The sequence below is a fragment of the Streptomyces sp. NPDC050211 genome (genome assembly GCF_040656035.1).
Classification (GTDB): Bacteria; Actinomycetota; Actinomycetes; order Streptomycetales; family Streptomycetaceae; genus Streptomyces.
This window is the reverse complement of sequence record NZ_JBFALC010000050.1, coordinates 48,161-62,259: the sequence shown is the minus strand read 5'-3', so window position 1 is coordinate 62,259 and position 14,099 is coordinate 48,161. Positions and strand designations below refer to the sequence as shown.

Sequence of the window (14,099 nt, the reverse complement as noted above, 5' to 3'; positions counted from 1 at the left end):
GTACGGCCCTCGCTCGCACTCCGGCCCGCACCACTGACCCGACGACCACCACCCCGGAGAAAACCGGTCCCGCGTTGTCGGACCCCCGTGCGATGCTCGGGGCTGTGGAGACCAGGTCCGTAAGTCCCGTCTTCGTCGGCCGTGGTGACGAGCTGGACATGCTGAACGACGCGCTCGCCGGCGCCGCTGCCGGCGAGCCGCAGGCGTTACTGATCGGCGGTGAGGCCGGGGTCGGCAAGACGCGGCTCGTGGAGGAGTTCGCCACCGCGGCGTGCCGGCAGGGCGCGGTCGTCGCGCTCGGCGGCTGTGTCGAGATCGGCGCCGACGGACTGCCCTTCGCCTCCTTCTCCGCCGCCCTGCGCGCCCTGCGCCGCGCCCTGCCCGACGAGCTGGCGACGGCCGCCGCGGGACAGGAGGAGGAACTGGCCCGGCTGCTGCCCGAGATGGGCGAGACATCCACCGCCCGGGCCACGGGCCGGGACGACGAGGAGGCCACGGCTCGCCTCTTCGAACTCACCGCACGCCTGCTGGAGCGCGTCGCCGCCGACCACACCGTCGTCGTCGCGCTGGAGGACCTGCACTGGGCCGACGCCTCCACCCGCCACCTCCTCGCCTACCTGTTCCGCACGCTGCGCACCGGCCGCCTCGTCGTCCTCGCCACCTACCGCTCCGACGACATCCACCGCCGCCATCCGCTGCGCCCCCTGCTCGCCGAACTCGACCGGCTGCGCACGGTCCGCCGTATCGAACTCGGCCGCTTCAGCCGCGAGGAAGTGTGCCGCCAGGTCGCCGGCATCCTCGCCGCCGAGCCCGACCCCGCCCAGGTCGACGAGATCTTCCAGCGCTCCGACGGCAACGCCTTCTTCGTGGAGGAACTCGCCGTGTCCGCCGCCGAGGGCTGCCACGCCGGGCTCACGGACTCCCTGCGTGATCTGCTCCTGGTCCGGGTCGAGGGCCTGCCCGAGAGTGCCCAGCGGGTCGCCCGGATCGTCGCCGAGGGCGGCTCCGCCGTCGAGTACCGGCTGCTCGCCTCCATCGCCGGGCTCGCCGAGGACGATCTGATCGAGGCGCTGCGGGCCGCCGTGAACGCCAACATCCTCAGCGCCGCCCCGGACAGGGACGGCTTCCGCTTCCGTCACTCCCTGGTCCGCGAGGCCGTCGGTGACGATCTGCTGCCCGGCGAGCGCTCCCGGCTCAACCGCCGCTACGCCGAAGCCCTGGAGGCCGACCCGACGCTCGTCCCCGCCGACGAGCGCGTCATGCGCCTGGCCAGCTACTGGTACCACGCCCATGACGCCGCCAAGGCCCTGCCCGCGGTCCTCGCCGCCTCCGTCACCGCCCGCCGCCGGCACGCCTACTCCGAACAACTACGGCTGCTGGAACGGGCGATGGAGCTGTGGGACACCGCCCCCGAGGAGATCCGGGCCACGCTGCGCCCCGTCGACTACACCGAGGTCTATCCCCCCTGCGGCTGCGACCCCGCCACCACCCCGCTGCGCGCCCTCGACCTGATGGCCGAGGCCGCCGTCGCGGGGCGGCTGTGCGGGGAGCGGGAACGCGCCCTGAAGATCACCAAGCGGGCGATTCGGGTGCTGGAGGACGAGGGAGATTCCCTGCGCGCCGCCTGGTTCTGGAACCAGCGGGCCCGGCTGATCCAGGCCCTCGGCCGCGGCGACGGATGGCAGGAACTCGCCACCGCCCAGAACCTCGTACGCGGCCTGCCGCCCTCCGAAGTGCATGCCGAGGTCCTCTCCTCGGTCGCCAACTGGTCGATGCTGCACAATCCGGGCCCCGACGCGCTCACCGCCGCCGAACGCGCCGTGGAGTACGCCCGCATGGTCGGCGCCCGCGACATCGAGATGAACGCACGGCTGACCCTCGGCGGGCTCATGGTCGACTCCGGTGACATCGAGCCCGGCCTCGCCCAGGTGTACCGGGTCAAGGAGCAGGTGGCCACGCTCGGAGACGTCTCCGTGATGGGCCGCGCCTTTGTGAACCTGCCCTCCCACCTGGAAGGCATAGGCCGCTCGCAGGAGGCCGTCGCCGTGCTCCAGGAAGGCGTCGATTTCGCCCGGGGACTGGGCCTGCCGGACACCGAGGCCTGGGTGTGGGGCAACCTCGCGGACTCCCTCCACTCCCTGGGCCGCTGGACCGAGGCCGCGGAGGCCGCCGACGCCTCGGAGCGCGTCGGCCAGAGCGCCAAGCCCCGCGGCTTCCGCGCCAAGACCCATGCCCTGCTCGCGCTCGCCCGCGGTGACCTGGCCGAGGCCGGCCGCCAACTGTCCGCGGCCCGTGGACACTTCGGCACCCACGACCACGTGCCCCAGCACGAGCTGCCGCTGGGCCGCCTCGCGATCGGCATCGCCGTCGCCGAGGGCCGCCTCCTCGACGCCCGCGCCGAACTCGAGCGCGTCCTGGACACGGGCTTCCCGCCCGGCACCCAGCGCTACGCCTGGCCCCTGCTCCTCATCGCCGCCACCGCGGAGGCCGACGCATACGGCCTGCCCGCCGCCGATGCGGGCCGGGCCGAGGTCCTCGACCGCATCCGCACCGCCGCCAAGTCCTTGACGACGAACGTCCCCGTCTGGCAGGCGTACGAACGCTGGGTCCGCGCCGAACTGCTGCGGGCCGAGGCGCGCAGCACCCCGGACGACTGGTCCGAGGTCGTCGCCGCCTTCGAATGCCTCGACCGGCCCTACGATCTCGCCCGCGTCCGGTACCGCCTCGCCGAAGCCCTGCTGCCGTCCGGTGGCGAGGACGAACGTGACCGGGCCGCCGAGTTGCTGCGCCTCGCCCATGCCGTCGCCGACCACCTCGGCGCCCGCCCACTGGCCGACGCGACCGCCCTGCTCGCCCAGCGCGCCCGCCTCCCCCTGACCCACACCCCCAAACAGCCGCTCGCCCCCGCCGACGCCCTCGGCCTCACCGGCCGGGAACGCGACGTCCTGCGCCTGGTCTCCGCCGGCCGCACCAACCGCCAGATCGCCGAGGAACTCTTCATCTCCCCGAAGACCGCCAGCGTCCACGTCTCCAACATCCTGTCCAAACTCGGCGTCTCGGGCAGGGGAGAGGCGGCGGCGGTGGCGCATCGGCTGGGGCTGTTCGCCCCCGACTCCACCCCGGCTCCGGCGGCGGGGTGAGGCGCACCGCGCCGGGTTCACGGCGACGGGAAGCCGCTCTCGTGCCCCACCTCCCGGCATCCGGTGCGGCGTACGCTGTCAGGGACCGGCAGGAGGCGCCGTGTTCAACATGTTCGAGGAGCTCTTTGCTCCGGGCCGCAAGCACACCCGTGACGAGCAGAACCGGCTGGAACTGACGCGGGAAGATGTCGGGGACGGGGACCCCGGGCGCGGGCCGATAGATCTTGCGTCCGGGAAGGTCGTCGTACGGCAGCCGACGCCGGATGAGGACGATGCGGAGTCCGCCGCCGGGGAGTGAGAGGCCTACTTCACCTGCACCTCCAGGATCCGGTCGTCGCCGCCGGACGGGGAACCGCGGCCGTCGGTCTCACTGGTCACCAGCCACAGCTTGTCGCCGCCCGCCGGGACCACCGTGCGCAGTCGGCCGTACTCGCCTTCGAGGAAGGCCTGGGGGTCGGCCGAGGCCTCCGTGCCCTTCAGGGGGATGCGCCAGAGGCGTTCGCCCTTCAGGCCCGCCATCCAGACGGAGCCCTCGGCGTAGGCGATGCCGCTGGGGGAGGCGTCGTCCGTGCCCCACTGGGCTATGGGGTTGCGGTAGGCGGAGTTGTCGGACTTGCCCTCGGCCTCCGGCCAGCCGTAGTTGTCGCCCGGCTTGATCGCGTTCAGCTCGTCCCAGGTGTCCTGGCCGAACTCCGCGGCGAACAGGCGCTGTTTGGAGTCCCAGGCGAGACCCTGCACATTGCGGTGACCGTAGGAGTACAGGGGCGAGTTCGAGAACGGGTTGCCCGGCGCCGGGTCGCCCTCCGGGGTCAGGCGGAGGATCTTGCCGCCGAGGGACTCCTTGTCCTGGGACAGGCCTTCCTCACCGCTCTCGCCCGTGCCCGCGTACAGCATCTTGTCCGGGCCGAAAGCGATCCGGCCGCCGTTGTGGATGAAGCCCTTGGGGATGCCCCGGAAGACCGTGTCGGGCGCGCCGAGCTGTTCGCCGGAGGGCTTCCCCTCCTCGTACAGCATGCGGACGATGCGGTTGTCCGAGGCCGAGGTGAAGTACGCGTAGATCATGTGGTCCGAGGCGTAGTCCGGGGAGAGCGCGAGGCCCATGAGGCCGCCCTCTCCCGCCGGGGACACCCCGGGCACCTCGCCCAGCTCGGTCTTCTTGCCCGTCTCCGTGTCGACCCGGGTGATCGTGGCCTCGTCGCGTGAGGAGACCAGCAGGTCGCCGTCGGGGAGCGGGGCCAGGCCCCACGGGGTGCTCAGGTCCTCGGTGACCGTGCGCACGACCTTCACCGAGCCCTTCGCGGGCGGGGTGGCCTCGGCGGCCTGTCCCGAGGGCGAGGACTGCGGGCTCGTACCACCCGCTGACGCGCTCTCCTCGCCGCCCGACGATCCCGAGCCTCCGTCGTCGGAGGAGCAGCCGGCCGTCAGCAGGAGTGTGGCCGCGGCCAATACGGCCGCCACAGCTCGACGTTGCACGATCATGGTCCCTTCGACGCGGCGAGTTCTACTTGTCATACACCGCTCGCGCCCCACAGGTTCCCGATCAACCAATCCCGAATCACGGCCCGGCCCATCAAGCTCCGGACATCGGCACCAGCACATCCGAAACGTCCGCAAACTGCCGTTTCAGTCCCAGGATCCCTGCGCCCCCGGCAGCTCCGCCACCTCCGCCAGGTCCCGCACCGTGAGCCCCACCTCGGCCGCCGCCGCGTTCTCCGCCACCCAGCGCTCCTGCTTGGCGCCCGGCACGGCGACCACATGCCGTCCCTGGGCCAGCACCCAGGCCAGGGAAACCTGGGCCGGTGTGACGTCCTCGCCGTGGCGGAGCGCCACCCGGCGCAGACCGGCCACGATCGGCTGGTTCGCGGCCATCATCTCGGCCGTGAAGCGGGGGTGGCGGGCCCGGACGTCATCCGGTTCGAAGCCCTCGCCGGGGGTCAGCGTGCCGGTCAGGAAGCCGTTGCCGAGCGGCATCGCCGCCAGGAAACCGACGCCGCGCGCCTCGCACCACGGCAGCAGCGTCTCCAGTGCCTCCGGCGACCACACCGACAGTTCCGCCTGCACAGCGCTCACCGGGAAGACCTGCTGCACCCGCTGCAGCTGCCGCACCGTCGCGTCGTGCAGCCGGGCCCCCGGCCGCCGCCCGGAGCGCGCGCCCACCGCGCACAGCCCCAACGCCCGTACCTTTCCGGCCTGGACCAGTTCCGCCATCGCGCCCCAGGTCTCCTCGACCGGAACCTCCGGGTCCGCTCGGTGCAGCTGGTAGAGGTCGATGTAATCGGTCTGCAGTCGCCGCAGCGACGCGTCGCACGCCCGCTTCACATAGCCCGGCCGCCCGTTGGCCACGACGTGCTGCTCGCCGACGAGCAGGCCGACCTTCGTCGAAACGAAGGCGTCCTCGCGGCGCTCCTTCAGCACCCGTCCCACCAGCAGCTCATTGGTGAACGGGCCGTACATGTCGGCCGTGTCGAGCAGGTTCGAGCCCAGATCGAGCGCCCGGTGCACGGCCCTGAGCGACTCGTCGCCCCGCTGCCGCGAGCCGCTGTACGCCCAGCTCATCGGCATGCACCCGAGCCCGACGGCCCCCACCACGAGCGCCGCCGCACCGATCGTCCTGCGCTCCACCAGCCCGTAACCCTCCCTCTTCAGCGCCCCCCAACCTAACCTCTGCACCCTCACACCCCTGACATAGCCTCCTGGCATGACTGCTGACGTGTGGCTGCCCATCCCGCCGGAAGAGATCGAAGGGCTCCCGGAAGGGCCGAACTACCGCTTCTGGAACGGTGGCGAGGACTTTCCCGCGGACCCGGCCGACTGCGTCTACTACGTGGTGCCCTATATGAAGGCGCCCGCGATCGGGCAGCGTCCGTTGCCCGAGATGACGTCCGTCCAGGTCGTGCAGACCCTGTCCGCCGGTATCGATCATGTGGAGTCGGGGCTGAGGCATCTGCGGCCCGGCGTACGGCTGTGCAACGCGCGCGGGGTGCATGAGGCGAGCACCGCCGAGCTCACGCTCACCCTGATCCTCGCCTCACTGCGCGGTGTCCCCGACTTCGTGCGGGCGCAGGACCGGGGCGAGTGGCTCGGCGGGTTCCGGCCGGCGCTGGCCGACAAGAACGTGCTCATCGTGGGATACGGCTCGATCGGCGCCGCCATCGAGGACCGGCTCGCGCCTTTTGAGCTCGCGCGGGTGGCGCGCGTCGCGCGCTCTGAGCGCACCACGGCGCGCGGCCTGGTGCACCCGCTCACCGAACTGCCCGCCCTGCTGCCCGAGGCGGACGTCGTCATCCTGTCCACGCCGCTGACCGAAAACACCCGCCACCTGGTCAACTCCGACTTCCTGGGCCGGATGAAGGACGGCGCGCTGCTCGTCAACGTCGCCCGCGGCGCGGTCGTCGACACCAAGGCCCTGCTCGCCGAAGTGGAGAGCCGCCGCATCACCGCCGCCCTCGACGTCACCGACCCCGAACCGCTGCCCCGCGAACACCCCCTGTGGCGCGCGCCCGGCGTGCTCATCAGCCCCCACGTCGGCGGCCCCACATCCGCCTTCCTGCCGCGAGCCAAGCGGCTTCTCACGGACCAGTTGAGCCGATTCGTGAACCATGAGCCGTTGCGGAACGTGATCCTTACGACAGGCGCGACCGGCATACGGCCGACGGATGCCGCGAGCGCACAGGAGCCGGACGAAACGGGCGTGTAATCCGCTTCGAGTACCCTCCGCAATCCTCTGAGTGCGGTACGTGCCCACATCGCCGCTGGTCGTCACGGAGCGTAGAGAAGCTATGTCCCTGAGTGACGAGACTGGTGTATCGTCCCGACAGGGGATGCGCCGCGCACCGTTCGGCGCCGGGGATGGACATTTCAGACTGTGAGGGGGGCGACGGGCGATGCACGGCCTATGGACGAACGATCCGACGCGGCGAGGCCGCCGGCGGCGACCCTGGGGCACCGCCGCGCGCAGACGCGGCCATCACGCCAATCACCACAGCCATCACCACCGCAGGCACAGCAGCCGCAGGAGGCATGCGCACCCGGCGCACCGGGACCCCCGGGACCCCGGAGCGGCGCGGACCGGGAGGGCCCGGTGACCTCGCCGCTGCCGACCACGACCACCCTCGGCGGAGCGCTGCGCGCGCGGCGCCCGACGCGGGCGCTGCTGACCCGGCCACCGTCCTCCGGCGGCGGGTCGAGCCTGGTCCTCCAACTGTCACTGGCCCTGGTGTGCGCGGGATACGCCGTCGGTTCCGCGCTCGGCTGGGGCTCGCACCAAGTCGCGCTGATCATGGGTGACTTCGGTCTGAGCGCCGCGGCGGCCGCCGCGGCCGTGTCCTGCTTTCTCTACGCCCGAAGCCGGCGCATCCGGTTTCGGCCCGCCTGGCTGCTGTTCGCACTCTCCTCGGCGATGGCAGCCCTCGGCAACCTGGTCTGGGGGTGGTACGAGGTGGTCCTCGGACAGCCCGTGCCCAGCCCCAGCTACGCCGACCTGTTCTTCCTCTGCTTCGCACCGCCCGCCATCGTGGGCCTGCTGGTCCTCGCCAAACGGCCGGTGACGAAGGCGGGCTGGGTCTGCCTCGGCCTCGACGCCTGGCTGATCGGCGGCTCGCTGCTGACGCTGTCGTGGAGCCTCGCGCTCGCCCAGGCGGCGAAGTCCGAGGGATCGAGCGTGGCGCACACCGCGCTGTCGCTGGCCTACCCGCTGCTGGACATCGCCCTGGTCAGCATGGTGCTCGCGCTGCACTTCCGGCGCTCCTCGGGCAACCGCACCGCCGTGAACACCGCCATCGGCGCGCTCGCCCTGACCGTGATGTGCGACGCCCTGTTCACCTCACCGCTGCTGCACTACACCTACCGTTCCGGCCAGTTGCTGGACGCGGGGTGGTTCGCCGGCTCGCTGCTCCTGGCGTACGCCCCCTGGTCCGCACCGCGGCAGGGGCAACCGGAGGACGAGGGACACACGCGCGTGGTGCACGAGCACCTGCCCGGACAGCGCGGCGGCGGCCACCACCACACACCCCCGCAGGGAGGTGATCACAGCCGGTATCCGGCCGCCCGGCCCATCGCCGGTTCGCTGGCCGCCCTCACGCCGTATCTCGCCGCCGCGGTCTGCACCCTGGGGATCCTCTACAACGTCCTCAACGGCCGCAGCGTCGACCGCGTGGTGCTCCTCACCGGCGGCACGGTCGTGCTCGCCCTCGTGGTGCGCCAGGGCATCATGCTGCTCGACAACATCACCCTCACCCAGGAACTGGCGCAGAAGGAGAACCACTTCCGCTCCCTGGTGCAGGGTTCCAGCGACGTCATCATGATCGCCGCACCCAACGGCATCCTCCGGTACGTCTCCCCGGCCGCCGCCGGGGTCTACGGCCGCCCCGCCGAGGACCTCGTGGGTACGGAACTGGCCGATCTCATCCACCCGGAGGATCTGGGCTGCGTGGTGCACGAGGTGCGCCGCTTCCTCGCCGCCAGCCCGCTCGAAGAACCGACTACGCGCATCGAATGCCGCTTCAAGGCCGGCCACGGCGGCTGGCTCAATGTCGAGTCCACCGTCAACCGCCACCACGGCGGCCTGATCTTCAACAGCCGGGACGTGACCGAAAGAGTGCGCCTGCAGGCGCAGCTCCAGCACAACGCCGAACACGACCCGCTCACCGACCTGCCCAACCGCGCCCTGTTCACCCAGCGCGTCCAGCAGGCCCTGTCCGGCCGACGCGCCTCCGACCGGGGCGCCGCACTCGGCGGTACGGCCGTCCTCTTCATCGACCTCGACGGCTTCAAGGCGGTCAACGACACGATCGGGCACCAGGCCGGGGACGAACTGCTCGTCCAGGCCGCCCGCAGACTCCAGGACGGCGTCCGCCAGGGCGACACCGCGGCCCGCCTGGGCGGCGACGAGTTCGCGGCCCTGATCGTCGGGGACGGCACCCGTGACCGCGCCTCCCGCGAACGTCACATACTGGAGCTCGCCGACCGCCTCAGGGTCACGCTCTCGCAGCCATATCTCATCGACGGCAACGATGTCCGGGTCAACGCGTCCATCGGCGTCGCCTTCGCCGAGGCGGGCCTGGGCGCGGGCGAGATCCAGCGCAACGCCGACCTCGCCATGTACCGCGCCAAGGCGGCCGGCAAGGGCCGCGTGGAGCTGTACGCACCGCAGATGCAGCAGGACGTCGTACGGAAGGCGGAGCTGGCCACGCGCCTGCGGGCCGCGCTGCACGACGGCGAGTTCGCGCTGCTGCACCAACCCGTCGTCTGTCTCGAGAACGGCCGGATCACATCGGTCGCCGCCCAGGCACGCTGGCGCTCCTCGCAGGGGGTGCTGTTCACCCCGGCCGAGTTCCTACGGGTGGCCGAGGACAGCGACAAGACGCAGGAGCTGGGCCGCTGGGTGCTCGAGGAGGCCGTCGAGCAGGCCGCCGAGCGGGCCACGACGGGGTCGGCTGTCCCGGTGACAGTACGGGTCAGTGCCCGGCGGCTGCTGGACCGCTCGATGCCGCTCGGTTCGATCGAGGCGCTGCTCACCCGGCACGGGCTGCCGTCCGGTGCGCTGGTGATCGAGCTGGCGGACACCGATCCGCGGGTGTCCCTGGACGAGCTGGAGCGACGCCTTGGGGTGCTGCACCGGCTGGGTGTCCGGATCGCGCTCGACGGCTTCGGCAGCGGATACGGGGCGATCACCGCGCTCAGGCGGCTCCCCGTCGACGTACTGAAACTCGACCGTTCCCTGGTCGAGGGCGTCGTCGAGTCGGCTCGGCTGCACAAGATCACCAGTGGGCTGCTGCGGATCGCCGGTGATCTGGGGCTGCAGTCCGTGGCCGACGGCGTGGACCTTCCGGAGCAGGTCGTGGCGTTGCGCGCGATGGGCTGCACACATGGGCAGGGCATGGCGTTCTCCGGTCCGCTGGACGAGTACCGGCTGCGCAGAGCACTGGCTTCCGGCCACTATCCGGTGCCGCACGGCCCGGCCGAGCCCGCGTTCGCGGGTGGGGGCTCGGGGGTGTACACCAGTGGTGTGCCCGCTGTTCTCGGAGGCAGCAGTGCCCTTCGCTCACATAATGAGACTCCCGTCCCACCACCTTGACATGCGATGCGTGCCGGGGGGAGGGTCAGTGCCATGCGCACCCGAATTCTCGTACTTGGAAAGCGCGTCGGCTGAAGCTGAGCCCTTGACCGCTCAGCGACCCCTCCCGGCGCGCTCCCCTCGCTTGCCTTATGGCACGAGGGGTTTTTTGTTGCACAGGCACCTGTCGTACAGCAGCCGCACACCGCACGAACTTCGCAAAAACCCTCAGCATCGAGAAGAGAATGCCGATGACCGAGCAGGCCACCGGGGCCCATCCTCCGCAGCCGCGGCCCCGTTCCGGAGGACACCAGTCCGCCCCCGAGCAGGTGACGGGTGCGCAGTCCCTCATCCGCTCTCTCGAGGAGGTCGGCGCCGACACGGTATTCGGCATTCCCGGCGGCGCGATCCTCCCGGCGTACGACCCGCTCATGGACTCCACCAAGGTCCGCCACGTCCTGGTCCGCCACGAGCAGGGCGCCGGCCACGCCGCCACCGGTTATGCGCAGGCCACCGGCAAGGTCGGTGTCTGCATGGCGACCTCCGGCCCCGGCGCCACCAACCTGGTCACGCCGATCGCCGACGCCCACATGGACTCCGTGCCGTTGGTCGCGATCACCGGGCAGGTCGCCTCCAAGGCGATCGGCACGGACGCCTTCCAGGAGGCGGACATCGTCGGCATCACCATGCCGATCACCAAGCACAACTTCCTGGTCACCAAGGCCGAGGACATCCCCCGGGTGATCGCGCAGGCGTTCCACATCGCCGCCACCGGCCGTCCGGGACCGGTGCTGGTCGACATCGCCAAGGACGCCCTCCAGGCGAAGACCACCTTCTCCTGGCCGCCCACCATGGACCTGCCCGGCTACCGGCCCGTCACCAAGCCGCACGCCAAGCAGATCCGCGAGGCCGCCAAGCTGATCACCTCCGCCAAGCGGCCCGTCCTCTACGTCGGCGGCGGCGTCCTCAAGGCGCAGGCCACCGCAGAGCTGAAGGTCCTCGCCGAACTCACCGGAGCGCCCGTCACCACCACCCTGATGGCGCTCGGCGCATTCCCCGACAGTCACGAGCTGCACGTGGGAATGCCGGGCATGCACGGTGCGGTCACCGCCGTCACCGCGCTGCAGAAGGCCGACCTGATCGTCGCCCTCGGCGCCCGCTTCGACGACCGCGTCACCGGCAAGCTCGACAGCTTCGCCCCGTACGCCAAGATCGTCCACGCCGACATCGACCCGGCCGAGATCGGCAAGAACCGCGCCGCCGACGTGCCGATCGTCGGTGACGCCCGCGAGGTCATCGCCGATCTGGTCCAGGCCGTGCAGAAGGAGCACAGCGAGGGCAACACCGGCGACTACAGCGCCTGGTGGAAGGATCTGAACCGCTGGCGCGAGACCTACCCGCTGGGCTACGAGCAGCCCGACAACGGCTCGCTCTCCCCGCAGCAGGTCATCCAGCGCATCGGCCAACTCGCGCCGCAGGGCACGATCTTCGCCGCGGGCGTGGGCCAGCACCAGATGTGGGCCGCGCACTACATCGAGTACGAGCAGCCCGCGACCTGGCTCAACTCCGGCGGCGCCGGGACGATGGGCTACGCGGTCCCGGCCGCGATGGGCGCCAAGGCCGGAGCCCCGGACCACACGGTCTGGGCGATCGACGGCGACGGCTGCTTCCAGATGACCAATCAGGAACTCACCACCTGCGCCCTGAACAACATCCCGATCAAGGTCGCCATCATCAACAACGGCGCCCTCGGCATGGTCCGCCAGTGGCAGACCCTCTTCTACAACCAGCGCTACTCCAACACCGTGCTGCACAGCGGCCCGGAGGCCGACGGCAAGCAGCCGAGCGCCGGCACCCGCGTCCCCGACTTCGTGAAGCTGTCCGAGGCCATGGGCTGCTACGCGATCCGCTGCGAGGACCCGGCCGACCTGGACAAGGTCATCGAGGAGGCGAACTCGGTCAACGACCGCCCGGTCGTCGTCGACTTCATCGTCCACGAGGACGCGATGGTGTGGCCGATGGTCGCCGCCGGCACCTCCAACGACGAGATCATGGCCGCCCGGGACGTCCGCCCCGACTTCGGCGACAACGAAGACGACTGAGCGAGAGAGACGTAAAAAGACCATGTCCAAGCACACGCTCTCCGTCCTGGTGGAGAACACGCCGGGCATCCTCGCCCGGATCGCCGCCCTGTTCTCGCGCCGCGGCTTCAACATCGACTCGCTCGCCGTCGGCGTCACCGAACACCCCGACATCTCCCGCATCACCATCGTGGTGGGCGTCGAGGACCTGCCGCTCGAGCAGGTGACCAAGCAGCTCAACAAGCTCGTCAACGTGCTGAAGATCGTTGAACTGGAACCCGGTTCGGCCGTTCAGCGCGAACTCGTTCTGGTGAAGGTGCGCGCCGACAACGAAACGCGCTCCCAGATCGTCGAGATCGTCCAGCTGTTCCGCGCCAAGACCGTCGACGTCTCCCCGGAGGCCGTCACCATCGAGGCCACCGGCAGCGGCGAGAAGCTGTCCGCCATGCTCAAGATGCTGGAGCCGTACGGCATCAAGGAGCTGGTCCAGTCCGGCACGATCGCGATCGGCCGCGGTGCGCGCTCGATCACGGACCGGTCGCTGCGCGCCCTGGACCGGTCGGCATAACGACGGACACGGGCGGCCGGGGGACACCGGCCGCCCGTATACCGAGACCCGCAGACTTCCCTTAAGCCCGCCGTCATACGGTGGGACGCAACACCTGCACACAAGGAGAGAACCCAAAGTGGCCGAGCTGTTCTACGACGCCGACGCCGACCTGTCCATCATCCAGGGCCGCAAGGTCGCGGTCATCGGTTACGGCAGCCAGGGCCACGCCCACGCGCTGTCGCTCCGTGACTCGGGTGTCGACGTCCGGGTCGGTCTGCACGAGGGCTCCAAGTCCAAGGCGAAGGCCGAGGAGCAGGGGCTGCGCGTGGTGACCCCGGCCGAGGCCGCCACCGAGGCCGACGTGATCATGATCCTGGTCCCGGACCCGATCCAGGCCCAGGTCTACGAGGAGTCCATCAAGGACAACCTCAAGGACGGCGACGCCCTGTTCTTCGGCCACGGCCTGAACATCCGCTTCGACTTCATCAAGCCGCCGGCCGGCATCGACGTCTGCATGGTCGCCCCCAAGGGCCCGGGCCACCTGGTCCGTCGCCAGTACGAGGAGGGCCGCGGCGTTCCCTGTATCGCCGCCGTCGAGCAGGACGCGACCGGCAACGCCTTCGCGCTGGCGCTGTCGTACGCCAAGGGCATCGGTGGCACCCGCGCCGGCGTCATCAAGACGACGTTCACCGAGGAGACCGAGACCGACCTGTTCGGTGAGCAGGCCGTCCTCTGCGGTGGTACGGCCGCGCTGGTCAAGGCCGGTTTCGAGACGCTGACCGAGGCGGGCTACCAGCCGGAGATCGCGTACTTCGAGTGCCTGCACGAGCTGAAGCTGATCGTCGACCTGATGTACGAGGGCGGCCTGGAGAAGATGCGCTGGTCCGTCTCCGAGACCGCCGAGTGGGGCGACTACGTCACCGGCCCGCGGATCATCACGGACGCCACCAAGGCCGAGATGAAGAAGGTCCTCGCGGAGATCCAGGACGGCACCTTCGCGCGTGAGTGGATGGCCGAGTACCACGGCGGTCTGAAGAAGTACAACGAGTACAAGCAGCAGGACGCCGAGTCCCTGCTGGAGACCACCGGCAAGGAGCTGCGCAAGCTCATGTCGTGGGTCAACGACGAAGACGCGTGACGTGCGCTCCGCGACGGTGCCGCCGGTTTCGGGGCGCCGTCGCGGGGGGGGGGCCCCGGCCCCCCCCCCCCCACAACCCCGGCGGGGGGCGGGTATCCCGAGCCCCCGGTTTGGGGGAGGCCCGGTACTGCCGCGA

Annotated in this window: 9 protein-coding genes; 7 read left to right on the top strand and 2 right to left on the bottom strand. The window is 70.8% G+C overall.

All coding sequences use genetic code 11. From position 1 onward, the window contains the following. Positions 1 to 92 precede the first annotated feature (92 nt). Together AB0I98_RS35990 and AB0I98_RS35985 are read left to right on the top strand one after the other, a co-directional pair. A complete protein-coding gene (locus tag AB0I98_RS35990; protein ID WP_362949283.1) occupies positions 93 to 3,140 on the top strand; it encodes an AAA family ATPase in 3,048 nt (1,015 codons plus the stop codon). 100 nt (positions 3,141 to 3,240) lie between these two features. Beyond that, entirely contained in the window at positions 3,241 to 3,438 is a 198-nt protein-coding gene (locus AB0I98_RS35985) for a DUF6191 domain-containing protein (protein WP_362949260.1), read from the top strand. A 5-nt stretch (positions 3,439 to 3,443) separates the two neighbouring features. On the opposite strand, the gene AB0I98_RS35980 is transcribed toward AB0I98_RS35985, so the two are convergent. Both AB0I98_RS35980 and AB0I98_RS35975 read right to left on the bottom strand, forming a co-directional pair. Next, the gene (locus AB0I98_RS35980) at positions 3,444 to 4,652 is read right to left on the bottom strand and encodes a PQQ-dependent sugar dehydrogenase (protein ID WP_362949259.1); all 1,209 of its coding nucleotides are present in this window, start codon (positions 4,650 to 4,652) and stop codon (positions 3,444 to 3,446) included. 111 nt (positions 4,653 to 4,763) lie between these two features. Then, on the bottom strand, positions 4,764 to 5,762 hold the full coding sequence (locus AB0I98_RS35975) for an aldo/keto reductase (protein ID WP_362949257.1): 999 nt from the start codon (positions 5,760 to 5,762) through the stop codon (positions 4,764 to 4,766). Positions 5,763 to 5,838: 76 nt separating this feature from the next. Here AB0I98_RS35975 and AB0I98_RS35970 point away from each other — a divergent pair, with 76 nt between their 5' ends. The 5 genes from AB0I98_RS35970 (at position 5,839) to ilvC (ending at position 13,963) form a co-directional block, all read left to right on the top strand. Then, complete coding sequence (locus AB0I98_RS35970; RefSeq protein ID WP_362949256.1) at positions 5,839 to 6,837, top strand: 2-hydroxyacid dehydrogenase; 999 nt, start codon at positions 5,839 to 5,841, stop codon at positions 6,835 to 6,837. Positions 6,838 to 7,221: 384 nt separating this feature from the next. Then, the gene (locus AB0I98_RS35965; protein ID WP_362949254.1) at positions 7,222 to 10,215 is read left to right on the top strand and encodes an EAL domain-containing protein; all 2,994 of its coding nucleotides are present in this window, start codon (positions 7,222 to 7,224) and stop codon (positions 10,213 to 10,215) included. A gap of 224 nt (positions 10,216 to 10,439) precedes the next feature. Continuing rightward, positions 10,440 to 12,296, top strand: a complete 1,857-nt coding sequence (locus AB0I98_RS35960) for an acetolactate synthase large subunit (RefSeq protein WP_362949253.1) — start codon at positions 10,440 to 10,442, stop codon at positions 12,294 to 12,296. A 22-nt stretch (positions 12,297 to 12,318) separates the two neighbouring features. Then, a complete protein-coding gene (gene ilvN, locus AB0I98_RS35955; RefSeq protein WP_062708926.1) occupies positions 12,319 to 12,843 on the top strand; it encodes an acetolactate synthase small subunit in 525 nt (174 codons plus the stop codon). Positions 12,844 to 12,961: 118 nt separating this feature from the next. Continuing rightward, positions 12,962 to 13,963, top strand: a complete 1,002-nt coding sequence (gene ilvC / locus AB0I98_RS35950; RefSeq protein WP_362949251.1) for a ketol-acid reductoisomerase — start codon at positions 12,962 to 12,964, stop codon at positions 13,961 to 13,963. Positions 13,964 to 14,099: the final 136 nt, after the last annotated feature.